The 22,532-nt window shown below is 65.5% G+C and carries 19 protein-coding genes; 11 read left to right on the forward strand and 8 right to left on the reverse strand.

The window, feature by feature from the left end:
* Positions 1 to 9: 9 nt before the first annotated feature.
* Positions 10 to 333, forward strand: a complete 324-nt coding sequence (locus tag CFR78_RS08190) for a superinfection immunity protein (RefSeq protein ID WP_007400580.1) — start codon at positions 10 to 12, stop codon at positions 331 to 333.
* A 34-nt stretch (positions 334 to 367) separates the two neighbouring features.
* On the opposite strand, the gene CFR78_RS08195 is transcribed toward CFR78_RS08190, so the two are convergent.
* The 4 genes from CFR78_RS08195 to CFR78_RS08210 form a co-directional block, all read right to left on the reverse strand.
* On the reverse strand, positions 368 to 1,807 hold the full coding sequence (locus tag CFR78_RS08195) for a glycoside hydrolase family 32 protein (RefSeq protein WP_034928351.1): 1,440 nt from the start codon (positions 1,805 to 1,807) through the stop codon (positions 368 to 370).
* 164 nt (positions 1,808 to 1,971) lie between these two features.
* Positions 1,972 to 3,237, reverse strand: coding sequence for a phosphoglycerate dehydrogenase (gene serA, locus CFR78_RS08200; RefSeq protein WP_007400577.1), 1,266 nt, complete (start codon positions 3,235 to 3,237; stop codon positions 1,972 to 1,974).
* 112 nt (positions 3,238 to 3,349) lie between these two features.
* Positions 3,350 to 4,159, reverse strand: coding sequence for an inositol monophosphatase family protein (locus CFR78_RS08205; RefSeq protein ID WP_034928348.1), 810 nt, complete (start codon positions 4,157 to 4,159; stop codon positions 3,350 to 3,352).
* A complete protein-coding gene (locus tag CFR78_RS08210) occupies positions 4,156 to 4,665 on the reverse strand; it encodes a c-type cytochrome (RefSeq protein WP_034928434.1) in 510 nt (169 codons plus the stop codon). The genes CFR78_RS08205 and CFR78_RS08210 overlap by 4 nt, the downstream gene beginning before the upstream one ends.
* A 143-nt stretch (positions 4,666 to 4,808) precedes the next feature.
* On the opposite strand from CFR78_RS08210, the gene CFR78_RS08215 reads away from it, so the two are divergent.
* From CFR78_RS08215 to smpB, 4 genes are all read left to right on the forward strand, one after another.
* The gene (locus CFR78_RS08215; protein WP_034928345.1) at positions 4,809 to 5,552 is read left to right on the forward strand and encodes a 3-deoxy-manno-octulosonate cytidylyltransferase; all 744 of its coding nucleotides are present in this window, start codon (positions 4,809 to 4,811) and stop codon (positions 5,550 to 5,552) included.
* A complete protein-coding gene (locus CFR78_RS08220; protein WP_034928341.1) occupies positions 5,549 to 6,394 on the forward strand; it encodes a prephenate dehydratase in 846 nt (281 codons plus the stop codon). Before CFR78_RS08215 ends, CFR78_RS08220 begins: the two co-directional genes overlap by 4 nt.
* A 155-nt stretch (positions 6,395 to 6,549) precedes the next feature.
* Positions 6,550 to 7,428 carry a 4-hydroxy-tetrahydrodipicolinate synthase gene (dapA, locus tag CFR78_RS08225; RefSeq protein ID WP_034928339.1) on the forward strand — a complete coding sequence of 293 codons (879 nt, stop codon included), beginning with the start codon at positions 6,550 to 6,552 and terminating at the stop codon, positions 7,426 to 7,428.
* 4 nt (positions 7,429 to 7,432) lie between these two features.
* Positions 7,433 to 7,927: an SsrA-binding protein SmpB gene (gene smpB, locus CFR78_RS08230; protein ID WP_007400571.1), complete on the forward strand. Its 495-nt coding sequence runs from the start codon at positions 7,433 to 7,435 to the stop codon at positions 7,925 to 7,927.
* A gap of 227 nt (positions 7,928 to 8,154) precedes the next feature.
* Here the strand turns inward: smpB and CFR78_RS16735 are convergent, their stop codons facing one another.
* Positions 8,155 to 8,844: a cold-shock protein gene (locus tag CFR78_RS16735; RefSeq protein WP_084149612.1), complete on the reverse strand. Its 690-nt coding sequence runs from the start codon at positions 8,842 to 8,844 to the stop codon at positions 8,155 to 8,157.
* 379 nt (positions 8,845 to 9,223) lie between these two features.
* Here CFR78_RS16735 and acuR point away from each other — a divergent pair, with 379 nt between their 5' ends.
* Positions 9,224 to 9,955: an acrylate utilization transcriptional regulator AcuR gene (gene acuR, locus CFR78_RS08240; RefSeq protein WP_223846502.1), complete on the forward strand. Its 732-nt coding sequence runs from the start codon at positions 9,224 to 9,226 to the stop codon at positions 9,953 to 9,955.
* Here acuR and recG read toward each other — a convergent pair.
* Positions 9,894 to 12,041, reverse strand: a complete 2,148-nt coding sequence (gene recG, locus CFR78_RS08245) for an ATP-dependent DNA helicase RecG (RefSeq protein ID WP_034928336.1) — start codon at positions 12,039 to 12,041, stop codon at positions 9,894 to 9,896. The two genes, acuR and recG, sit on opposite strands and share 62 nt — an antisense overlap.
* A 105-nt stretch (positions 12,042 to 12,146) precedes the next feature.
* Between recG and CFR78_RS08250 the strand changes: the two genes are divergently transcribed.
* From CFR78_RS08250 to CFR78_RS08260, 3 genes are all read left to right on the forward strand, one after another.
* Positions 12,147 to 12,458 (forward strand): succinate dehydrogenase assembly factor 2, encoded by a 312-nt coding sequence (locus CFR78_RS08250; protein ID WP_007400566.1) that lies wholly within the window; start codon positions 12,147 to 12,149, stop codon positions 12,456 to 12,458.
* Positions 12,455 to 15,937, forward strand: a complete 3,483-nt coding sequence (mfd, locus tag CFR78_RS08255; protein WP_110581081.1) for a transcription-repair coupling factor — start codon at positions 12,455 to 12,457, stop codon at positions 15,935 to 15,937. Before CFR78_RS08250 ends, mfd begins: the two co-directional genes overlap by 4 nt.
* A 200-nt stretch (positions 15,938 to 16,137) precedes the next feature.
* Positions 16,138 to 17,028, forward strand: a complete 891-nt coding sequence (locus CFR78_RS08260) for an alpha/beta fold hydrolase (protein ID WP_007400563.1) — start codon at positions 16,138 to 16,140, stop codon at positions 17,026 to 17,028.
* Positions 17,029 to 17,076: 48 nt separating this feature from the next.
* Here the strand turns inward: CFR78_RS08260 and CFR78_RS08265 are convergent, their stop codons facing one another.
* Positions 17,077 to 18,009 carry a hypothetical protein gene (locus tag CFR78_RS08265; protein ID WP_034928331.1) on the reverse strand — a complete coding sequence of 311 codons (933 nt, stop codon included), beginning with the start codon at positions 18,007 to 18,009 and terminating at the stop codon, positions 17,077 to 17,079.
* An 88-nt stretch (positions 18,010 to 18,097) separates the two neighbouring features.
* Between CFR78_RS08265 and CFR78_RS08270 the strand changes: the two genes are divergently transcribed.
* Both CFR78_RS08270 and CFR78_RS08275 read left to right on the forward strand, forming a co-directional pair.
* Positions 18,098 to 19,057: a bile acid:sodium symporter family protein gene (locus CFR78_RS08270; RefSeq protein WP_034928427.1), complete on the forward strand. Its 960-nt coding sequence runs from the start codon at positions 18,098 to 18,100 to the stop codon at positions 19,055 to 19,057.
* Positions 19,058 to 19,131: 74 nt separating this feature from the next.
* Positions 19,132 to 20,565 carry a pyridoxal phosphate-dependent decarboxylase family protein gene (locus CFR78_RS08275; protein ID WP_034928328.1) on the forward strand — a complete coding sequence of 478 codons (1,434 nt, stop codon included), beginning with the start codon at positions 19,132 to 19,134 and terminating at the stop codon, positions 20,563 to 20,565.
* Between the two features lie 50 nt (positions 20,566 to 20,615).
* Here the strand turns inward: CFR78_RS08275 and CFR78_RS08280 are convergent, their stop codons facing one another.
* Complete coding sequence (locus CFR78_RS08280) at positions 20,616 to 22,514, reverse strand: cobaltochelatase CobT-related protein (RefSeq protein ID WP_034928326.1); 1,899 nt, start codon at positions 22,512 to 22,514, stop codon at positions 20,616 to 20,618.
* Positions 22,515 to 22,532: the final 18 nt, after the last annotated feature.

The following is a 22,532-nucleotide window of genomic DNA, read 5'->3' on the forward strand; positions in this document are numbered from 1 at the left end:
CGAACCGCCATGAATATCCATGTTCCCACCACTTACGAGATTTACCGCGGCTGGCAGTCCGTGCAGGGCACGGGACTTGAAATCGGCACGACGCTTGTGCTGGGTCTGGGCATGGCATGCATGCTTGGCATTCTTGCATTCCTGCTGCCCACCTTTATCGCCTGCCGGCGCAGGGTGCACAATGCGGCGGTGGTCGCCGTGGTGAACTGCACGCTGGGCATGACCGGCATTGGCTGGGTCATTGCCCTGCTGATGGCCTGCATGCTGGAGACGGATGCCGCCCGCCATGCCCGCCTGCGCCACAATGGGCAGACCTTCCTTGGCACGCCATAGCATCAGGCTGCCCCTTTTGCGGGCCGGGCGGCCTTCAGGGCTCCGCCGTAAGCCGGTCCGGTGAAATGGGGTTCATGTGCCGTGCCTGTACGGATGCGCGTGCGAATGTACCTTCCATCTTCAGTACGAACGGTCCCGCCGGGTCACCATAGGCGCGCGCGCTGAGGGAGATGCCACTGGACGTAAAGATCTCGATGACCGACGCATCGACCAGAATGTCGAGCATGCCCTGTTCAGCCAGGGGCAGCGGGGCGGCTTCCCCATTGGCAATCAGTTCGCGCCCGGGCCGGTAAGGATCATAATCAAGGTCAAGGAACGCATCGCGGTTGCCAAAGGTGATCCGCCCTGCCGCCATGGCGGAAAAGGAAACGCGGATACGGGCATTCGGCCCCTCGGCATGGCCCGGCACCCGGCCATCGCCCTGCATGAACATCGCGCCCTCAAGCATGGTGATGGCCGGGTGCGGGTCAACCCTTACATGGCCATCCGCCCCGATGCTCATGACGCGCGGCAGGGACATCACGCCACTCCACCCCGCCTGCATGGCGGCCTTGGCCCGTTCCGGCTTTTCCTGAATCCAGCCCCACAGCACGCGCCTGCCCGTGGCATCCAGCATGCTGCGCGCGGCATAGAACCGGCCATAACCCAGTTGCACGACATGACGGGGGCGAAAATCATCCCGGACGAACGTGCCCACGGCGGCATAAACCGCATCGGCCAGTGAATAGACAAGGACCTGACTGTTATCGAGCGCAAAAAAATCCGGACATTCGATTGCATCGTCATACCCGCCAGGGATATGGGTCGGCCCGTACAGAACCTTGCGGTATGTCCATGTCAGCAGGTCGGGGCTGTCGTAAAACAGCACGACACCACCCGGCCCCGTGGGGGAAGCATGCACGTTGGCACCCAGTACCATGCACCACCGGGTTGCCTGCTTCCACACCATCGGGTCACGAAATCCCTCCACCTGCAATCCATCGGGCGGGGTGGCGATAACGGGCACCGGGTGGCGCGTCCAGTGCATCATGTCCAGGTCAGATGTGGCCATGCACTGCACTGACGGCTCGATGCCGGTATAGAACGCCACCGCCCGGTTGCCATCGATTACCACGCTGCCGCTGAACACGCCCTGTGCATCCGGGCCACCGGGCACGGGAGCCAGCGCGGCAGGCAGGTTGCGCCAGTGCACAAGGTCCGTGCTGGTCGCATGCCCCCAGTGGATATCGCCAAAAGCCGCCTTGTCAGGCCCCCACTGGTAGAACATGTGATAGCGCCCTGCCGCCCAGACAGGCCCACAAGGGTCGTTCATCCAGCCATAGGGGGCGAGCAGATGGTATTGCGGGCGCAGCGGGTCGCTGGCCAGGGCCTGCGCCGGGGGCAGGCGTGACGGCCGTGCCTGCACCTTCCACCCGGCTGTGCAGGAAAGCATGCCAAGACCGCCAATGACGGAACGCCGGGAAATTTCGGGCATTTCTTCCTCAGTCCATTTCGGTCTCGTTACTATCGGCCAGCATGCCCGTCCCTGACAAGGCCCCGCAGATATGCCACGACCTGCCCCGCGCAACCCCACATGAAAAAGGGGACGCGCCCTGCGGCACGCCCCCTTTTTTTTCGGTCTTTAACGGAAAAAACGGCTTACTGCTGCTTGTACAGCAGCCGTGCCCGCAGCGTGCCCTTGAGTGCCCGCAGGCGGTCAAGGATACGGTTGTCCTTTTCCACATCGCGGCCGGTATCGGCCTCGACCACCACGTAGCCCAGCTCACCCGCCGTCTGCAGGTACTGCGCGGTCACGTTGCAGGATTCAGAGGAGAAGATCTCGTTGATCTGCAGCATGATGCCCGGCACGTTGCGGTGCACATGCATGAAGCGCGTGCCATGCGGGTTTTCAGGCAGCTGCACGGTCGGGAAATTGACCGCGCCCAGCGTGGAGCCGATATCGGAATATTCCACCAGCTTGCGCGCCACTTCCACGCCAATGCGCTCCTGCGCTTCCGCCGTGGAGCCACCGATATGCGGGGTCAGGATCACGTTGTCCAGGCCACGCAGCGGGGTTTCCAGCGCCTCGCCCGCCTGCTTGGGCTCCTTGGGGAATACATCAATGGCCGCACCCAGCAGGTGTCCGTCCTTCAGGGCCGCGGCCAGCGCATCAAGGTCGACCACATTGCCGCGCGCGTTGTTGATCAGGAAGGACCCCTTCTTCATCGCACGGATCTGGGCTTCGCCGATCATGCCGGCGGTCTCGGGCGTCTGGGGCACATGCAGGCTGACTACATCACTGACGCCCAGCAGGTGCTCCAGCGTGTCGACCGGGGTGGCGTTGCCATGCACCAGCTTGTCGATCACATCGTAATAGAACACGCGCATGCCAAAGGCTTCGGCCAGAACGGAAAGCTGCGAGCCGATGGAACCATAGCCCACGATACCCAGTGTCTTGCCGCGCACTTCCCAGCTGTTGGTGGCGGATTTCTTCCAGATACCCGCGTTGCATTCTTCCGACTTGGGGAAGATGCGGCGCATCAGCATCACGATCTCGCCCATCACCAGTTCGGCCACCGAGCGGGTGTTGCTGTAGGGGGCATTGAAGACCGGAATGCCCGCCTCACGCGCCGCACCCAGGTCAACCTGGTTGGTGCCGATGCAGAAGCAGCCGATGGCGATCAGGCGATCCGCCTTCTCGATCACTTCGCGCGTCAGCTGCGTGCGCGAGCGGATACCGACAATATGCACGCCTTCCAGCGCCTTCTCCAGCGCTTCGCCTTCCAGGGCGGTCTTGAGGCGGGTTACGTTTTCGTACCCGTTATCCTTCAGCAGGTTGACGGCACTGTCATGTATGCCCTCAAGCAGCAGGATGCGGATCTTGTCCTTGGGAAGGGAAAGGTGGCCGTTGGGTTGGCTGGTCATGTCACGTGCTCCCGCTTTTGGTACACTCGTCAGGGTGGGTCGTCCCTATCCGATTGGCCGCCCGCCCGCTAGGGGAAAGATGCAAATTGGCCCATGGGCCTTATGCGGCGGGTTACGCCGCAGGCGTGTCCAGCAGGGCCGTGACGCGGGGCAGCAGGCGCCCGTCACCCACCGCCAGGACCGTGCCGTCACCATCGGCGCGCAGGGGCTGGCCCGACCAGTCGGTCATGCGGCCGCCGGCCCCTTCCACGATCGGTACAAGGGCGGCCCAGTCCCATATCTTCATGGTGCATTCGGCAATGATGTCGATCTGCCCCAGCGCGAGCAGGCCGTAGGCATAACAGTCCCCCCCCCAGCTAGTGCGCCGGGCGGCGGCGGCCAGGGCGTCAAAGCCGGGGCGGTGGGGGGCATCGAGTATTTCCGGCGCGGTGCAGGACAGTTCGGCTGCCGCCACCTGCGCGCAGGCGCGCGTGGCAGGATGACCGGGCAGGGCGGACAGGTAGCGCGTGGGCGCGCCACGCAGGCCGATCCACCGCTCACCCGTGACCGGCTGGTCGATCAGGCCCAGCACCGGCACATCGTTATGCAGCAGGGCGATCAGCGTGCCGAAGGTGGGCCTTCCGGTAATGAAGGCCCGCGTGCCGTCAATCGGGTCAATGACCCAGCGATAGGGGCTTGCGGCCGCCTCCAGCCCGAATTCCTCCCCCATCAGGCCAAAACCGGGCAGGCGTTCGGACATTACGGCGCGAATCGCGCGCTCCGCCGTGCGGTCGGCCACGGTGACGGGGCTGGCATCGGCCTTGTCATCCGCACGCACACCACGGCGGAAGAAGGGCAGCACCACACTGCGCGCCACATCGGCGGCGGCGGTGGCGGCTTCCATTACGGCATCATGCGGGAAGTCGGGGGGGAGGGTGGTCATTCCGGCTTCTCCGGGTGCAGGCTGCGCAGATAGGCGATGACATCCGCCCGGTCGGTATCGGACTCAATGCCGGGAAAGGACATCTTGGTGCCCGGTGCGTATTCCGCCGGTCCCTTCAACCAGGCGGACAGGGTGGTGCTGGTCCATGTCTCGTCCCTGTGCGCCTTCAGCGCGTCCGAGAATTCATAGCCCGGTATGTCCCCCACATGCGTGCCCACCACGCCGTACAGGTCCGGCCCGATTATGGCGGGGCCGCCGGGGGCCATGCTGTGGCACATCGCGCATTGCCGTTCGGCAATGCCGTGGCCCCTGTCCACACTGGCCCTGGCCACCAGTTCATCAATGGATGGCCCCTGCCGTGCGGCGGGGGGGCGGGGTATGGCCACGCCGGGCCGGGCGGGCAGGGGTTCAGGCACCGCCGTATGGGCAATCCCCCAGCTTGCGCCCACCACCAGCACGGCAATGAGACAGGCCGCCCCAAGCTGGTTGAGCCTTACGCTATCCATGAAATGCCGCACCCTTCCGCTGTGGTTGCATGAAAACCGCTCCTTACCTAGACTGCCGCGCGCCCTGTGTGAAGCACGCGGGGCGCGCGGCGGCGGGACCCCTGCCACCGCTACAGATTACGGATGGCCCAGACCCAGATCCCATGAACCCCATTGTCCTGATACCCGCCCGCATGGCCTCGACCCGCCTGCCGGGCAAGCCCCTTGCCGACATTGCCGGCCATCCCATGATCGTGCATGTGCTCAGGCGCGCGCAGGCGGCAGGAATTGGCCCCGTAGCCGTTGCCACGGCGGAGCGTGAGATCGCGGAAGTCGTGGAACGGGCGGGCGGCACCGCCATCCTGACCGATGCCAGCCTGCCATCGGGTTCCGACCGGATCTGGCAGGCGCTGTGCAGGCTGGACCCGGCCGGGACGCATGACACCATCATCAACCTGCAGGGCGACCTGCCGGGTGTGGCGCCGGAATGCCTGCGCGCCGTCCTGCGCCCGCTGGACGATGCCACGACCGACATCGCAACCCTTGTCGCCCCGGTGCGTGACAGGGCGGAAGCGGAAGCCCCGTCAGTGGTCAAGGTCGCGTGCAGCCTTGACCCCCATGGCGGGGCGGACGTGGCGCGCGCGCTGTATTTCTCCCGCCTGCCCATCCCGTGGGGGCAGGGGCCGCTATGGCATCATGTCGGCATTTACGCCTATCGCCGCGCGGCGCTGGCCCGCTTTGTCAGCCTGCCCGAAAGCGGGCTGGAACAACGTGAGAAGCTGGAACAGCTCCGCGCGCTGGAAGCGGGCATGACCATAGGCTGCGCACGCATCGGCACCGCCCCCTTTGGCGTGGATACCCCGGCCGACCTGGAGCGGGCGCGCCGGACACTGGGGGTCGCGGCATGAGCAGGCCGGGCATCATCGCCTTCCAGGGCCGTCCGGGCGCCTATTCGGATCTGGCCTGCCGCACCGCGCGGCCCGGCTGGGCCACCCTGCCATGCCAGACCTTTGCCCAGGCCATCGGCGCCGTGCATGACGGGCTGGCAGATCAGGCCATGCTGGCGTGCGAGAACAGCCTGGCGGGACGGGTCCCCGACATCCATGCCCTTCTGCCGCAGGCGGGGCTGTTCATTGTGGGTGAACATTTCCAGCGTGTGGAGCACTGCCTGATGGGCGTGCCGGGCAGCACGCTGGGTGCGGCAAAGCGGGTGCATACCCATCCCGTGGCCATGGCGCAGATACGCGGCGTGATTGCCGAACTGGGACTGGAGCCGGTGGTGGAGTTCGATACCGCCGGTGCGGCCGAAATGGTGCGTGAGTGGGGCCGCAGGGAAGACGTGGCCGTGGCCTCCGCCCTGGCGGCGGAGCTGAACGGGCTGGAAATCCTGCGCCGCAATGTGGAAGACGCCGCGCACAACACCACGCGCTTCTATATCGCCTCACGCAGGCCCGTGGCCCTGCCCCCGGCGGGGCCGGATTACATGACCACGCTGCTCTTCCGCATCAACAACCATGCGGGCGCGCTGTACAAGGCCCTGGGCGGTTTCGCCACGACGGGGGTGAACATGACCCGGCTGGAGAGCTACATGCTGGAAGGTTCCTTTTCCGCCACCCAGTTCCTGCTGGACGTGGAAGGCCACCCTGACACCCCCCCCCTGGCGGAAGCCCTGCGGGAACTCTCCTTCTTTGCGGAACAGCAGGAGATCCTGGGCGTCTATCCAGCCTCCGCCTTCCGTCGCCAGACATGAGCGGGCGGCAGGGGAGCATGCCACCATGTTTTGCCCCCGGTGGCGTATTACCTGTATAGTAATGCGCGAGACGGGGCAGCCAGACGATACCGCGGGAATGCCAGCCCGGTGGCGCCCGCATAGAAAAAAGATACAGGATCCAGGTGGAAACAGCCATGTTCAAGGGTTCCATTACCGCCCTTCTTACCCCCATGAATAAGGATGGATCGCTGGATCTGCCCTCCATGGGCCGCTTCATCGACTGGCAGGTCCAGCAGGGCACCAGTGCCGTGGTCCCGGTCGGCACAACAGGGGAAAGCCCGACGCTTACGCATGATGAACATGCGCAGGTAGTGGAATTCACCATCAAGTCGGTTGCCGGGCGGGTTCCGGTCATCGCGGGGGCCGGTTCCAACAGCACGGCAGAAGCCGTGGGCATGGCCCAGCAGGCCCAGCGCGCGGGGGCGGCAGCCGTTCTGGTGGTCACACCCTACTACAACAAGCCCACACAGGAAGGGGTGTACCGCCATTTCATGACCATTGCGGATGCCATTGGCATTCCCATCATCCTGTACAACATTCCCGGCCGTTCGGTCATCGACATATCGGTCGAGACAATGGCCCGCCTGGCCCAGCACCCCAACATCATCGGGGTCAAGGATTCCACCGCCAATCTCCTGCGCCCGCTGCTGGTGCGCCGGGCGGTGAAGAAGCCGTTCAACCAGATCTCGGGCGAGGACGGAACGGCGGTTTCCTTCCTGGCCGCAGGGGGCGATGGCTGCATCAGTGTGACCGCCAACGTCGCCCCCGCCCTGTGCGCGCAGGTGCAGCAGAGCTGGGCGGACGGCAACGTGATGAATGCCATGGAACTGCAGGACCGCCTGCTGCCCCTGCACGATGCGCTGTTCTGTGAAAGCAACCCCGTACCCGCGAAATTCGCGGCCAGCGTGCTGGGGCTTATGGGCGAGACCTGCCGCCTGCCGCTTGCCCCCCTGAGCGATGCGGGCCGCACGCAGGTCAAGGCTGCCCTCGATGCGGTCGGACTGCTGGGCTAGGCACATGGCAGCAAAAAACAGGGGTAGCGGCATGATCTCCACCGGGATCGCCGCCCAGAACCGCAAGGGCCGCTTCAACTACACCATTGTCGAGACGGTGGAAGCCGGGCTGGTGCTGAAAGGGCCAGAGGTCAAGAGCCTGCGCATGGGCCGGGCCACCATAAACGAAGCCTATGCCGGTGAGCGCAACGGCGAGCTGTGGCTGATCAACAGCTACATCCCCGAATATCAGGGCGGGGTGCTGTCCCGCTTTGAACCGCGCGCACCGCGCAAGCTGCTTTTGCACAAAAAGCAGGTGGACAAGCTGCTGGGCGAGACGGCGCGCAATGGCGTGACCCTTGTGCCGCTGGACATCCATTTCAACAGCCGTGGCCTGGCCAAGCTGACGCTGGGCGTGGGTGAGGGGCGCAAGAAGGCCGACAAGCGCCAGGCCATAGCCGACCGTGACTGGGCACGCGACAAGGCCCGCCTGATCCGCAACAAGGGGCGCGACGATTAAACGCGTGCACCATGGGGAACCGCACCCCTCTGGAAGCGCCTGCGCCACCCGTTGCATTTACGGCCCATGACCGGTTCCGCAGCGCCGCTGCGGCGTGCAGGAAGCTGCATCGCAATGCGGCAGACCATTACCGGGCAATAAAAAACAGGGCCACCCCAGCCGGGATGGCCCTGTTTCCTTATCCACCCATTCCCTTCCGCCATGGCGGAAGGGAATGAAAGCGGCAATCAGTCAACCGACAGTGCTGCTGCTTCCGGGCCTTTCTGGCCTTCGACAACCTGCACGTTCGCCGTCTGGCCTTCTGTCAGCCCGGACAGGCCCGAACGTTCCAGGGCGGACGCATGGACAAAAATGTCCTTGCCGCCATTTTCCGGCGTGATGAAACCAAAACCCTTGGTGGCATTGTACCACTTGACCGTGCCACGCATGTCCTGCGCATGGGAGAGGTCGGGGGCGGGACGACCGGAACGGGAGAACCCGCCACGCGCGCCGCCTGCCGCACCGAAGCCTGCCGGACCGCGCGGGCGCTCGGGCTGGGCCGTGCTTTCGTCAACGGAAAGGACGGCGGCGACCTGGCGGCCCTTGGGGCCCTGACCGATCTGCACCACCAGCGTGGTTCCGGGGGCGACCGTGGCATGGCCGGTGGGGTTCAGGGCATTGGCGTGCAGGAACACGTCACCCGACCCGTCGGACAGCTCGACAAAGCCGAAGCCTTTTTCGCTGTTGAACCACTTTACAGTGGCGCTGATTTCCGGCCCGGATGCGACGATCTGCGGACCACCACCTCCACCACCAAAGGAGCGGCGCGGCGGCGGGGCGCTGCCGCGGTCACCAAATGAAGGCGACGACATGAAATCGTCGTCAAACCCGCCGCGGCGCGGGGAGCGGGAGCTGCGGTCGGTCCTGTTACTTCTCAACGGTCGTAATCCCGAGGTCTAGGTGGCGGATGTTCCCTTTCGGAACACCACCGAATGAAAGCACGTTTGCGGGATAGAGTCTGGCCTGTCTGGCGTTACCGCGGATGCGGGCGGACCGGATCAGGAAAACATTCTCTACTCCTGCGGTGACCCTAGCATAAATCGCATCGGCATCAACAACACCAAAGCATATTCCGCATGATGGTTGCCACACGAATTTTCATTCTGAACGGTTTGTGAGGGGCAGGAATGCAAAAAGATGTAATCACAAAGTTGCAGATAAAATTCAGCAATTCTCCTTGCATTCCATTCTCACTCGCACATTATCGTGGAAAGACATCGCCCTGTCGTATTTTCTCCTCTGGTAAGAAAACCGTTCATGTCCAATACCATCCCCCCCCGGCGCGGTCGGGGCCGACCGCCAAAGACCGCCCGTGCACCCGAGGGCACGCGCGCCATGCTGGTACGCGCGGGCGTCGGGCTGCTGACAGAAAAGGGATTTTCCTCCACCTGTGTCGATGACGTGCTGAACGCCACCGGCATATCCAAGGGGTCGTTCTATTACTGCTTCAGCAGCAAGGAAGAGTTCGGTCAGGCGCTGATCGAGTATTATGCCGCCTATTTCAATGAAAAGCTGGATCTGTGGCTGACCGACCGCACGGAACCGCCGCTGCAGCGCCTGCTCAATTTCATGCATGACGCGAAAGCGGGCATGCAGCGTCACGGCTTCCGCCGTGGGTGCCTGATCGGCAACCTGAGCCAGGAAATCGACACCCTGCCCGATTCGTTCAACGGCCAGCTACTGGCCATCATGCGCGAATGGGAACAGCGCGTGGCCACCTGCCTGCTCGATTCATTCGCCCCCCATCCCACCGCCGGGCAGAAGCGGCTGTGCACGGCGCTTGCGCGTTATTTCTGGATCGGATGGGAAGGGGCGGTGCTGCATGCCCGCATGACGCATGATGCCGCCCCGCTGGAACTGTTCGCCAGCTTCTACCTGGCGCAGACGGCGCAGCAGCTGGGTGTCAGCCTGCCTGTCGCGGCCCGGCCTAGCCCGCGCGTATCGCCCGCACGGCCCGCGCCCGAGAAAACAGTTCAAGCAGCAAACTGACGGCAGGCTCACGCGCCCGCAGGGCAGGGGGGCGCTGGTCGGGCGGGGTGTCGACCAGGCGCCTTGCGTCCTGTGCGGCAAGGGTCAGCAGCATGTCCACATGCAGGGGGCTGGCCAGCCGCATGTCCGGCAGGCCCGACTGCCGCCGTCCCGCCACGTCGCCACCGCCGCGCAGGCGGAAATCCTCGTCAGCGATCAGGAACCCGTCTTCCGTCTCACGCAATAGCGCCAGCCTGCGCCGCGCGGTCTGGCCCAGCGCGCTGTCATGCAGCAGCAGGCAGTAGGATTCCGCCCGCCCGCGCCCCACGCGGCCGCGCAGCTGGTGCAGCTGGGCCAGGCCGAAACGCTCGGCATGCTCGATGATCATGACCGTGGCGTCGGGTATGTCCACCCCCACCTCGATCACCGTCGTGGCCACAAGGATGCGCGTCCGTCCCGCCGCAAAATCGGCAATGGCCTGCTCACGCAGGGCAGTGTCCTGCTGGCCGTGGGCAAGACCCACCGATTCCGCCCCGAAATGCGCGGCCAGTGCCGCATGGCGGGCTTCGGCGGCGGCGATGTCGGTCGTCTCGCTCTCGCTCACCAGCGGGCAGACCCAGAAGATGCGCGCGCCACGCGCCAGTGCGCGTTCCATCCCCGCCAGCAGGTCATCCATGGCCGACAGCGCATGCAGCGACGTGCGCACCGGCTTGCGGCCGGCCGGTTTCACATCCAGCCGGCTGACCTGCATGTCCCCCCACTGCGTCAGCAGCAGGCTGCGCGGGATGGGGGTGGCGGTCATGACCAGCACATCGGTCTGGGGGCCTTTTTCGCCCAGCATGGCGCGCTGTTCCACGCCAAAGCGGTGCTGTTCGTCGATCACGGCAAGGGCAAGGTCCTGGAACACCACGCTTTCCTGAAACAGGGCATGCGTGCCGATGACCAGCCGCGCCGTGCCATCGGCAATGCGGGCCAGTGCTTCCCGCCGGGCCTTGCCTTTCACGCTCCCGCTCAGGAAGGCCACGGGCACGGGTGAGAGTTTTGTAAACGTCGCCAGATGCTGGCGGGCCAGGATCTCGGTCGGCGCCATGAGCGCGGCCTGATGCCCGGCTTCAACCGCGCCCAGCATGGCCTGCAGGGCAACCAGCGTCTTGCCCGCACCGACATCCCCCTGCAGCAGCCGCGTCATCTGGCGCGGCGCGGCCAGATCCGCATCGATTTCCGCAAGGGCGCGGACCTGTGCCGTGGTCGGTTCATGCCCGAAGCGCGACAGCGCCACCCGGCGCAGGCTGCCATCGCCCGCAACGGCGCGCCCCGGCCGCAGGCGGTTGAGCCTGCGCGCCTGCGCCATGGCCACCTGCTGGGCCAGCAGGTCATCACAGGCAAGGCGGGCGCGGGCGCGTTCGGATGCGCCGACCAGCGCGTCACCTTCCATCAGTTCGGGCAGGTCACAGGGGCGGTGAAGCGTGCGCAGCGCGTCCTCGAATCCCGGCCACCTGCGCTGCCTGAGCACGGTGGCATCCTGCCATTCGGGCAGGGGGGGGAAAATATCGAACGCAGCCCTGACCGCAGAGCGCACCTGACTGGAAAACAGCCCCGCCGTAAGCGGCCAGACCGGATCAAGCAGCGGGATTTCGCCCATGCGGGCGGCCGGGACAAGATAATCCGGGTGCGCCATGTTCAACCGCTCCCCAAACCGCTCCAGCGTGCCCGATACGCATATGTCCTGACCCGCCTCCAGCCTGCGCACCAGATGGGGGGAGAAGAACACCAGCTCCGCATCCCCCGTGCCGTCACTGACCAGCACACGCCATGGCCGCCTGCCCCGGCCGCCGCCGGGCGCGGGGGGCACCACACGGCTGACCGTGACATGCAGCGTGCACACGCGCCCCGTCTCGGCAGTGCGCAGGTTGGGGCGGTAGCGCCGGTCCACCACCGATTCCGGCAGGTGGAACAGAAGGTCGATCACCCGCGCGCCACCCGCAACCCGCGCCAGTAGCCGGGCGGTGGCGGGCCGCACGCCCTTCAGGCTGTCCACGCCCGCAAGTAACGGGGCAAGAAGGGGATTGGGGAACGGGGCAGTGGGATCGGACACGCGGCGGTTCATCCTGCGGGGTGGCATGCTGGTCTTGCGGGCTGACAGATGCCCGCATGAGGGCTATAGGACACCTGCGTTACGGAACAAAACACAACCATACAGGGGTGGAACGCAATGGAAGCCAGAACGCCAGACCTCTCCCGTCTCGATACACGACGCCGGAAGATCTATTACCGCGCCACGCATCGTGGCACGCATGAGACCGATGTGCTGATTGGCGGCTTTGTCGCCCCCCGGCTGGAAGGCATGACCGAAGCCCAGCTGGACGCGCTGGAAGCGGTGATGGACTTGCCGGACGCCGATCTGGCGGACTGGCTGAGCGGCCGCCGCCCCGTGCCGGAGGAACTGAACACCCCCATGATGAAGGAAATCATGGCCGACGCCACCGATCCCGCCCGTCTTGCCGCGATCCGGGGCGGAAAATGAACACGACGGCAGGCTTCTCCCTGGCACCCGACGCGCCCCTGCCCGTATGGGGCGTGCCGGATGGATATGACGCGTTCCTGCTTGCACGAAGGCTGCGCGAGGGGCCTGGCCCCGTGCTGCATGTCTGCCGCGATGATGCGGGCCTGGCCCGCGTTGCCGACCAGCTGGCCTTTGTAGCACCCGATGCGGAAATCCTGCGTTTTCCCGGATGGGACTGCCTGCCGTATGACCGCGTCTCCCCCAATCCCGCCATCGTGGCGGAGCGGGTGGCAACGCTGACCCGACTGCTGGAAAAGGCGGACCGGCCCCGCATCGTGCTGACCACGGTGATGGGGCTGGTGCAGCGCGTGGCCCCGCGTGCCGCCTTTGCCGGGCAGTCCATCACGATTACGGCCGGGGAAAGCCTTGATGCCCCGTTCCTGATGGAACTGCTCATCGCCCATGGCTACAACCGCACCGACACGGTGATGGAACAGGGTGAGTTCGCAACGCGCGGTGGCATATTCGACATTTTCCCCGCAGGCGAGAGCGAACCCGTACGCCTTGACCTGTTTGGCGACGAGGTGGAGAACATCCGCCGGTTTGATCCCGGCACCCAGCGCTCGACCGCGAAGATCACCAGCCTGACCATGCGCCCGGTAGCCGATTTCAGTCTCGACCCCGCGGCCATCTCGCGCTTTCGCACCGGCTGGCGCGACCTGTTTGGCCCGGCGGCGGCCAGTGACCCGCTGTACCAGCATATATCCGATGGCAGGCGCCACGCGGGCATGGAGCACTGGCTACCCCTGTTCCATGAACAGATGGAAACGCTGGTGGATTACATGCCCGGTGTCTCCATCTCGCTGGCCAACCAGGCCGAGGAAGTGCTTGCCACGCGGCTGGAAATGATTGCCGACCATTACGATGCCCGCAGGCAGCCCACGCGGGAAGGGGAAGTGCCCTACCGCGCCCTGCCGCCGCACCTGATGTATCTTGACCGCAAGGGGTGGGACGCCCTGCTGGTGGGCAAAAAGGCCGTGGTGTTCATGCCCTTTGCCCAGCCCGATGGCGCGCCGGGCATGGATGCGGGCGGCAGGCCGGGGCAGATGTTCGCCAAAAGCGTGACCGACGGGCGCGAGAACGTCTTCCCCATGCTGCATGCGAAGGTGGAGGAATGGGCGCAGACCGGCCGCCGCGCGTATGTGACCGCATGGAGCCGTGGCTCGTGCGAGCGTATTGGCGTGCTGTTGCGTGAATACCGCCTGCCGGTCCAGGGCTTCGCCACATGGAAAGAGGCGCAGAATCTCAGGCCCGGCACCGTGGGGCTGCTTACGCTGGGGCTGGAACGTGGCTTTGTCGCTGACAATCTTGCCTTTGTTTCCGAACAGGACCTGCTGGGCGAGCGGATCTCGCGCCCGCCCCGCCGCCGCAAGAAAGCCGACCAGTTCATAGCCGAAGCCTCCGAAATTGCGGAAGGCGATCTGGTCGTCCATCAGGATTATGGCATCGGCCGCTATGACGGGCTGGAGACCATCGGCGTGGGTACCGCACCGCATGACTGCCTGCGCCTGATCTATGATGGCAACGAAAAGCTGTTCCTGCCGGTCGAGAACATCGAGCTGCTCAGCCGCTTCGGCTCGGACCAGGCGCATGTGGCGCTGGACAGGCTGGGTGGCGTGTCGTGGCAGTCGCGCAAGGCGAAGATGAAGCAGCGCATCCGCGACATGGCGGGCGAACTGATCCGCACCGCCGCCGCCCGTGCCCTGCGTGAAGCGCCCGCGCTGACACCGGAGGACGGGATGTGGGATGAATTCTGCGCCCGCTTCCCCTTTGTCGAGACCGAGGACCAGTCCCGCGCCATAGCCGACGTGCTGGACGACATGGCATCGGGCAAACCCATGGACCGGCTGGTCTGTGGTGATGTGGGCTTTGGCAAGACGGAGGTGGCGCTGCGGGCCGCGTTCGTCGCCGCCATGTCGGGCGCGCAGGTGGCGGTTGTGGTGCCGACCACGCTGCTCGCGCGCCAGCATTACCGCACCTTCTCCGCCCGCTTTGCCGGGTTGCCGGTCAATGTGGCGCAACTGTCACGCATGGTCACGCCAAAGGAGGCGACAGCCGTGCGCAAGGGCCTGGCCGATGGCACGGTCAATATCGTGATCGGCACCCATGCCCTGCTGGCCAAGACCGTCAAATTCGCCGACCTTGGCCTGCTGATCGTGGATGAAGAGCAGCATTTTGGCGTGGCCCACAAGGAAAAGCTGAAGGCGCTGCGCGAGGACGTGCATGTGCTTACCCTTTCCGCAACGCCGCTGCCGCGCACGCTCCAGCTTGCCCTGACCGGCGTGCGGGAAATGAGCCTGATCGCAACGCCCCCCACCGACCGGCTGGCCGTGCGTACCTTCATCATGCCCTTTGACAGCGTGGTGATCCGCGAGGCGATCCAGCGCGAACGCTTCCGTGGCGGGCAGGTCTTCTGCGTGGTGCCACGCATCGAGGATCTGGACCGCATGGCCACGCGCCTGAGCGAGATCGTGCCCGATGCACGGCTGGTGCAGGCCCATGGCCGCCTGACGCCGACCGAACTGGAACGGGTGATGACCGAGTTCAGTGACGGCAAATACGACATCCTGCTGTCCACCAACATTGTGGAAAGCGGGCTGGACATGCCGGCGGTCAACACGCTCATCATCCACCGCGCCGACATGTTCGGCCTGGGCCAGCTCTACCAGCTGCGCGGGCGCGTGGGGCGTGGCAAGCAGCGCGGCTATGCCTACCTGACATGGCCACAGACGCATGTGCTGTCAGCCGCCGCCCAGAAGCGGCTGGAAGTCATGCAGACGCTGGACACACTGGGGGCGGGCTTCACGCTGGCCTCCCACGACCTTGACCTGCGCGGGGCGGGCAACCTGCTGGGGGATGAACAGTCGGGCCATATCCGTGAAGTGGGCATTGAACTGTACCAGCAGATGCTGGAAGACGCCGTGGCCGACCTGCGCACCGAAAAGGGACGGCGCAGGCTGCAGGACCGCGACTGGACCCCCAACATCATCCTTGGCCTGCCGGTACTCATACCCGACAGCTATGTGACCGACCTGCCGGTGCGCCTTGGGCTGTACCGCCGCATCGCGGGCCTGGCCAATGATGCGGAGGTGGAAGCGATGGAGGCCGAACTGGTGGACCGCTTCGGCACGCTACCTGATGAGGTACGCAACCTGCTGGATGTGGTCACACTCAAGCGCATGTGCCGCGAGGCAGGGATGGAGCGACTGGAAGCCGGGCCAAAGGGCATGGTCATCCAGTTCCGTGGCAACAGCTTTGCCAACCCGGCGGGACTGGTGGCGTGGATTGCCCGGCAGAAGGAAGCCAATGTCCGCCTGCGCCCCGACCACAAGCTTGCGGTCATACGTGAAATGACCAATGCCCAGCGCATCACGCAGGCGCGCAAGGTGCTTGCGGCACTGGTCAGGCTGGCGCAGGAGGGGACGACCGTTCCGGCCTAGGCCGGGACCGGTTCGCATACGCAGGATCGAAAGCCCCGAGGGCGTTATTTCGATTTCAGAATGATTCTGATGGCCTGCCGCCGCCCGATATCCTATTTCTGTGCCGGGAGCGAACGGCCCCGGCTGGCGCCGCTCCCTTTCGTTGCATGGCCCGTCGTTCCTGCTGTTCGGAACGGGGCGGAAAAAGGGATGGAGATGCCATGATTCATAAAGGGATACGCCGCCTTGCAGGCGCACTGGCGCTGGTATCGGGCGTGATGGGCGGCCTGTCCTGCGCCCATGCGGCCGACGGCATGCAGAGCGTGCGCGTACATGGCCAGACGATCCGCTTCATAGAGGCAGGTCACGGACCCGATCTGGTTCTTGTGCATGGTCTGGGCAGCAATGCGCGGTTTGACTGGGGCAACGTTATTCCCGAACTGGCCCGACATTACCATGTTCTGGCCATGGACCAACTCGGCTTCGGGCAGTCGGACAAGCCCCTGGTCGCCTATGGCGTGCAGACCTGGGTGGATATGCTTGATGGCTTCCTCAAGGCCCGCCATGTCACCCATTTCATGCTGGCCGGTGAATCGCTGGGGGGCTGGATCGCAGGGCTTTACACGGTAGAGGCGGAAAACAATCCTGCCATGGCCCGGCCTGAAAAACTAGTGCTGACCGATGCCGCGGGCCACCAGAGCCTGTTCAGCAAGGGACCACTGCCTTTCAGCCATGCCCTGTCCATTGAGGGCACGCGCACTGGCCTGGGCGTGCTGTTCCATGATCACGCCCTGATTACCGACGCGATGGTGAAAGACTCCTTCGAGACCCGCCTTGCTGAAGGCAGCCAGTACACGCAGGACAGCTTCCTGCGCAATGTCAATGATCCGGCGACTTTCCTTGATGAGCAGATTGCGCGCATCACGGTTCCCACGCTTGTGGTCTGGGGGCACGATGACCAGATCATACCCCTTGCCGATGGCCAGGATTTCGCAAACCGGATAAAGGGCGCCAGACTGGTCGTGATCCCCGCATGCGGTCACGGGCCCGCCATAGAACAGCCGCAGCAGTTCCTGCAGGCAGTCGAGCCTTTCCTGGCCCCGCATGGCTGAAAGGGCAGGGCCGCGGGCACTGTTTCCCGCAGGGCGGTGAACGCGGACCTAATGAATGGGCAGGGGAATGTGGTTGACGGTCATGACCCCGCCCTCCCAGCTTACATCCCATGACGTACCGCCCGATGCCGCCTTGTGCCCGAACAGCTTGGCCAGCACCAGTGCGGCACTGGCGCGTGTCTGGCCCGCGTTGCGCAGGGTGTCGATCACCGCGTCAAGGTTCTGCACCTGTATGTGCCCGGTGGCGGAAGAGGCATCGGTATTGCCGGTCAGGTTGGCATCGCCATTGCCCGTGATCTGCATGCTGCCGCGCTGCGCGTTCAGCGCGGAGACATGCAGCGGCACCATGACGTTCTGCCCCGGATGGCCGGTAATGGCGGCGGCCAGCGGTACCAGCGCCGAACCGGGGACCGAGGCATTGGCCGTGGCCTGCTGGGGCAGGGCGCTGGCCAGCAGGATATTGTGGGTGCCGGTTATGCCAATGCCCTGTGTATCCAGCGTCAGCGTGGCGGGCGTAGTGTCGCTTCTGGCACCAACCAGATGCAGGTGCGCGCGATGGAAGGACAGTTTTGTCTGCCCGCTGGTCAGCAGGCCGTCCTGCCATGTCAGGTCATAGCTGCGCCCCGCGCGCAGGCCCTCCATGATGGGGGTGGCGGCGGCGGTGAAATACGCCTGCGCGCATCCCTCCGAATGGTGCCCGGTCAGGGTGGCAAGCATGACGAGGGAGGCCACGTCCTCCATATCCCGCAGGGCCTGGGGGTCAAGGCCCGTGCCCGTGGCCGCGATGTCGGTCGCGTGGAACTTCCGGTCCTCGTCACCCGCAAGCGACAGGTCATAGCCATGTCCGGACAGGGAACCGGCCCCATGGGGCTGGCTGGCGGCCATGCTAACATGGCCACAGGTTGCGGGCAGGGCGGTTGCCCGCGCCACCCCGATGCAGGACAGGGCGGCGATGGCGGTGGTAAGGAGGAATGTCTTCATTTGCGGCACAAGTTGGCGTGATTACAGGCCAGATGCAATGCGATATGATATGGGCGGCCATCACAGTTTCCTACCGCAGGCATCAATCATGTTCCGCAAGCTCGACTCTTTTCTCCTGTGCCTGCTTGCCACCGTGACACTGGCCAGCGTCGTGCCCTGTCGTGGCGCGGGGGTGGGCGTGTTCAACATGCTTGCCCTCATCATGATTGCGAACATGTTCTTCCTCCAGGGCGCGCGCCTGTCGCGCCGCGCGGTGGTGGAGGGGATGATGGACTGGCGAATCCATCTGGCCATCGGGCTGTGCACGTTTGCCCTTTTCCCCCTGCTGGGCATGGGGCTGCATGCCCTCGTGCCCGGCCTGCTGGACGGCCCGATGTGGACGGGGGTGCTCTTCCTGTGCTGCCTGCCCTCCACCGTGCAGTCCTCCATCGCCTTTACCTCGATTGCGCGCGGCAGCGTGGCGGCGGCCATCTGTTCGGCCACGCTGTCCAACATACTGGGCATTTTCCTGACACCGCTGCTGGTCGGCCTTGTACTGGCGCGGCATGCGGCGGCAGGGGGCGGGGGCATCGGGCCGATCGTGCTGCAACTGCTCGTCCCCTTCATCGCGGGGCAGGTGGCGCAGCCATGGATCGGGGCCTGGGCGCACCGGCACAGGAAGCTGCTGTCCTTTTCCGACCGGGGTTCGATCCTCGTGGTGGTCTATACCGCCTTCAGCGAGGCGGTGGTGCAGGGACTGTGGCACCGCCTGCCACCCATGCAACTGGCCCGCGTGGCGCTGGTGGACATGCTCATCCTGGCCATCGTGCTGGGGCTGACGCGGCTGGTGGGGCGCATGGGGGGCTTCGGGCGGGCGGACAGGGTGGCGATCCTGTTCTGCGGGTCCAAGAAATCGCTGGCATCGGGCGTGCCGATTGCCAGCGTGCTGTTCGCGCATGCCGATGTGGGGCTGATCGTGCTGCCGGTCATGATCTACCACCAGATCCAGCTTTTTGTCTGCGCCACCCTTGCCCGCCGCCTGGGCGCGCAGGCGGAAGGAACGGAATGACACCGCATTGCACGCAGGCCCCAATCCCCCCTATGTAGGCACGCCATAGACAACCGCATGGATGGGTAGGAAAGATGACAGGACTGGACCCGGATAACTGGGACGCGCTGCGTGCACTGGGCCACCAGATGGTGGATGACATGTTCAACCGCCTGTCCACCCTGCGCGCGCGCCCGGTCTGGCAACCCATGCCCACCGCCCTGCGTGAACAGCTGCGCACCGGCCTGCCGCACGAACCCACCCCGCCACAGGAACTCTACGCCCGCTTCCGTGAACTGGTGGAACCCTATTCCACCGGCAACATCCACCCCGGCTTCATGGGCTGGGTGCATGGCGGGGGCACCGCAGTGGGCATGCTGGCCGAACTGCTGGCGGGCGGGCTGAACGCCAATTGCGGCGGCCGCGACCATGCCCCGATCGAGGTCGAGCGCGAGGTCATCCGCTGGGCGGCCGAGATGTGCGGCTTCCCGGCCGAAACCACGGGCCTGCTGGTCACCGGGTCATCCATGGCCAACATGATTGCCGTGATCACCGCCAGCCGCGCCGTGCCGGACGGGCTGGCCATGCGCGCGCAGGGCGTGGGCACGCGCCCGCTGGTGGGCTATGCCGCCGCCACCGCCCATGGCTGCATATCCCGTGCTTTCGACCTGACGGGGCTGGGTACCGACAGCCTGCGCGTGATCGGGATCGATGCGGATAACCGCATGATCCTGCCCGAACTGGAACAGGCCATTGCCCGTGACCGGGCGGCGGGGCTGGAGCCGTTCATGGTGATTGGCACGGCAGGCACGGTGGATACCGGGGCGATTGATGACCTGGATGGCCTGGCCGATATCGCGGCGCGGGAGAATATCTGGTTTCATGTCGATGGCGCATTCGGCGCGCTGGCCATGCTGTCCGACACGCTGCGGCCGATGCTGCGCGGGCTGGAACGCGCCGACAGTGTTGCCTTCGACTTCCATAAATGGGCACAGGTGCAGTACGACGCGGGCTGTATCCTGGTACGCAGGCCCGGCGCGCAGGCAGCGGCCTTTGCCCAGTCACGCGCCTATCTTGCGCGTGAGGACCGTGGCCTTGCCACCAATGCGCCATGGTACTGCGACCTGGGACCGGACCTGTCACGCGGGTTCCGGGCGCTCAAGGTGTGGATGACGCTGGGCACCTATGGCGCGGATGGCATGGGGGACATGATTGCCAACTGCTGCGCCATAGCCCGCCATCTTGCCCGCATGGTCGAAGCCAACCCGCGGCTGGAACTGCTGGCGCCGGTCACACTGAATATCGTGTGCTTCCGCATCATCGCACCCGTGGCGGATCTGGACCATTTCAATGGCGAGGTGGTGAAGGACCTGCATGAAAGCGGGATTGCGGCACCGTCCACCACCATCATCAACGGCCACAAGGCGGTGCGGGCCGCCATTGTCAACCACCGCACCACCACGGCCGATGTCGACCGCATGCTCGATGCCCTGCTGGAACTGGCCGACCGCAGGCTTGTCGCGGCCTGAACATGAAAAACCCCGCTCCATGACCGGAGCGGGGCACAGGGGCGCGCGGTTCAGCCGCCGCGGCGGGGCTTCCCGCGCGCTGCTTCCTCGGCAAACAGTTCGGACAGCTTCTTCATCATCGTGCCGCCCAGTTCCTCGGGGTCGGTAATGGTGACCGCGCGGCGGTAATAGCGTGTCACGTCATGGCCAATGCCGATGGCCAGCAGTTCGGTGGTGGTGCGCGTCTCGATATGGGCAATCACTTCACGCAGATGGTTTTCCAGATAGGAACCGGGATTGGCGGACAGCGTGCTGTCATCCACCGGCGCGCCATCGGAAATGACCATCAGGATCCGCCGTGCCTCGGCCCGCGTGGCCAGCCTGCGCTGCGCCCAGAGCAGGGCCTCGCCATCAATGTTTTCCTTGAGCAGTCCCTCGCGCAGCATAAGGCCAAGGTTGCGCCGCGCGCGCCGCCACGGCATGTCGGCGGCCTTGTACACGATGTGGCGCAGGTCATTGAGCCGGCCGGGATTTTCGGGTTTGCCCGCCTGTATCCAGGCCTCCCGGCTGCGGCCGCCCTTCCACGCGCGCGTGGTAAAGCCCAGTACTTCCACCTTTACCGCGCAGCGCTCCAGCGTGCGGGCCAGGATATCGCCGCACATGGCGGCAACCGAGATCGGCCGCCCGCGCATGGACCCCGAATTGTCGATCAGCAGGGTCACGACCGTATCCCGGAAATCCGTATCCCGTTCACGCTTGTAGGACAGCGACAGCATGGGATTGACCACGATGCGCGACAGGCGGCCGGCATCAAGCATGCCTTCCTCCAGATCGAACTCCCACGCCCGTGTCTGCTGCGCCATGAGCTTGCGCTGCAGCCGGTTGGCCAGCTTGGACACGACACCCTGCATGCTGACCAGCTGCTGGTCCAGCGTCTGGCGCAGGCGGGACAGTTCTTCCGCGTCGCACAGGTCCTCGGCGGCAATTTCCTCATCATACACGGTGGTGAAGGCACGATAGCCGACGGGCATGTCCTCCTGCGCCGCGTCTTCCTCACCGGGGCCACCAGCTTCTTCCGAACCGCTGGCCGTGCCGCCCTGCTCGCCATCCTCCGGCTCGTCATCACCAGCGCCCGTGCCCTGTGACATCTGCATGGGCTGGGCACTGTCGTCCTCTTCCGGGCCTTCGTCCTGGGACTCGGGGGTTGTATCCTCGGCCTGTTCCTCATCCTCGCTGCTGGCGGCCTCGGCCTCGGCCGTGCCGTCGTCGGCGGCCTCATCGGGCGTGGTTTCCTGCTCCAGCAGCGAACAGGCCATCAGCAGCCTGCAGGCGGCCTGCGCGAATTCACTCTGGCTGTCCTGACGGCGCGCCATCTCGTCCAGCGCGCGGCGGGCGGCGGGTGGCAGGTCATCCTGCCAGCGCGCCATGATCTCCCGCATGGGTTCGACCACCGGCTGGCCGGACATGCGCGCACGCGCCAGCAGCCCCAGGGCGAGGGGGGTGGGCAGCCTTGTATGGCTGGGCAGGCGGTCCAGCCCCAGATCGGCGCATTCCTGTGCTAAGCGCGCATCAAGATTGGCGGCAACCCCCGCCATGTGCCGTGCACCCAGGCTTTCCACCCGCGCCTGTTCCAGCACGTCATATACCTCACGCGCCTCACCCGCGGGCGGGCGGGCACGGTCATGCAGACCCGTGTCATGATGGCGCAGGCGCAGGGCGGCGGCATCGGCCGCCCCCCGCATGCGGGTCATTTCCGCATCCGTCATCTTGCGCGCGGGGTGGGGCAGGCGCACATGCGTGCCGGTAACGGATACCCCCGAGGGCACGGGACCGTTGAGGAACGAGACCTCGGCCTGCGCCTGCCCGCCCATGGCGCGCACCGCCCCTACGGTTGCGCGCTTGAAGCTTTCGGCCTGCCGGGCCTCACGCTCGGCCTGGGGGTCGGGAACGTTTTTCCGGTTCTCACGCATGAACTGCCTGCCCTGCCA

The organism is Komagataeibacter rhaeticus (assembly GCF_003207855.1).
Taxonomy (GTDB): Bacteria; Pseudomonadota; Alphaproteobacteria; order Acetobacterales; family Acetobacteraceae; genus Komagataeibacter; species Komagataeibacter rhaeticus.

Excerpts from the sequence above, each read along its gene's own strand:
- CFR78_RS08190 (WP_007400580.1), top strand. The coding sequence starts at position 10 with ATGAATATCCATGTTCCCACCACTTACGAGATTTACCGCGGCTGGCAG.
- CFR78_RS08195 (WP_034928351.1), bottom strand. The coding sequence starts at position 1,807 with ATGCCCGAAATTTCCCGGCGTTCCGTCATTGGCGGTCTTGGCATGCTT.
- serA (WP_007400577.1), bottom strand. The coding sequence starts at position 3,237 with ATGACCAGCCAACCCAACGGCCACCTTTCCCTTCCCAAGGACAAGATC.
- CFR78_RS08205 (WP_034928348.1), bottom strand. The coding sequence starts at position 4,159 with ATGACCACCCTCCCCCCCGACTTCCCGCATGATGCCGTAATGGAAGCC.
- CFR78_RS08210 (WP_034928434.1), bottom strand. The coding sequence starts at position 4,665 with ATGGATAGCGTAAGGCTCAACCAGCTTGGGGCGGCCTGTCTCATTGCC.
- CFR78_RS08215 (WP_034928345.1), top strand. The coding sequence starts at position 4,809 with ATGAACCCCATTGTCCTGATACCCGCCCGCATGGCCTCGACCCGCCTG.
- CFR78_RS08220 (WP_034928341.1), top strand. The coding sequence starts at position 5,549 with ATGAGCAGGCCGGGCATCATCGCCTTCCAGGGCCGTCCGGGCGCCTAT.
- dapA (WP_034928339.1), top strand. The coding sequence starts at position 6,550 with ATGTTCAAGGGTTCCATTACCGCCCTTCTTACCCCCATGAATAAGGAT.
- smpB (WP_007400571.1), top strand. The coding sequence starts at position 7,433 with ATGGCAGCAAAAAACAGGGGTAGCGGCATGATCTCCACCGGGATCGCC.
- acuR (WP_223846502.1), top strand. The coding sequence starts at position 9,224 with ATGTCCAATACCATCCCCCCCCGGCGCGGTCGGGGCCGACCGCCAAAG.
- recG (WP_034928336.1), bottom strand. The coding sequence starts at position 12,041 with ATGAACCGCCGCGTGTCCGATCCCACTGCCCCGTTCCCCAATCCCCTT.
- CFR78_RS08250 (WP_007400566.1), top strand. The coding sequence starts at position 12,147 with ATGGAAGCCAGAACGCCAGACCTCTCCCGTCTCGATACACGACGCCGG.
- mfd (WP_110581081.1), top strand. The coding sequence starts at position 12,455 with ATGAACACGACGGCAGGCTTCTCCCTGGCACCCGACGCGCCCCTGCCC.
- CFR78_RS08260 (WP_007400563.1), top strand. The coding sequence starts at position 16,138 with ATGATTCATAAAGGGATACGCCGCCTTGCAGGCGCACTGGCGCTGGTA.
- CFR78_RS08265 (WP_034928331.1), bottom strand. The coding sequence starts at position 18,009 with ATGAAGACATTCCTCCTTACCACCGCCATCGCCGCCCTGTCCTGCATC.
- CFR78_RS08270 (WP_034928427.1), top strand. The coding sequence starts at position 18,098 with ATGTTCCGCAAGCTCGACTCTTTTCTCCTGTGCCTGCTTGCCACCGTG.
- CFR78_RS08275 (WP_034928328.1), top strand. The coding sequence starts at position 19,132 with ATGACAGGACTGGACCCGGATAACTGGGACGCGCTGCGTGCACTGGGC.
- CFR78_RS08280 (WP_034928326.1), bottom strand. The coding sequence starts at position 22,514 with ATGCGTGAGAACCGGAAAAACGTTCCCGACCCCCAGGCCGAGCGTGAG.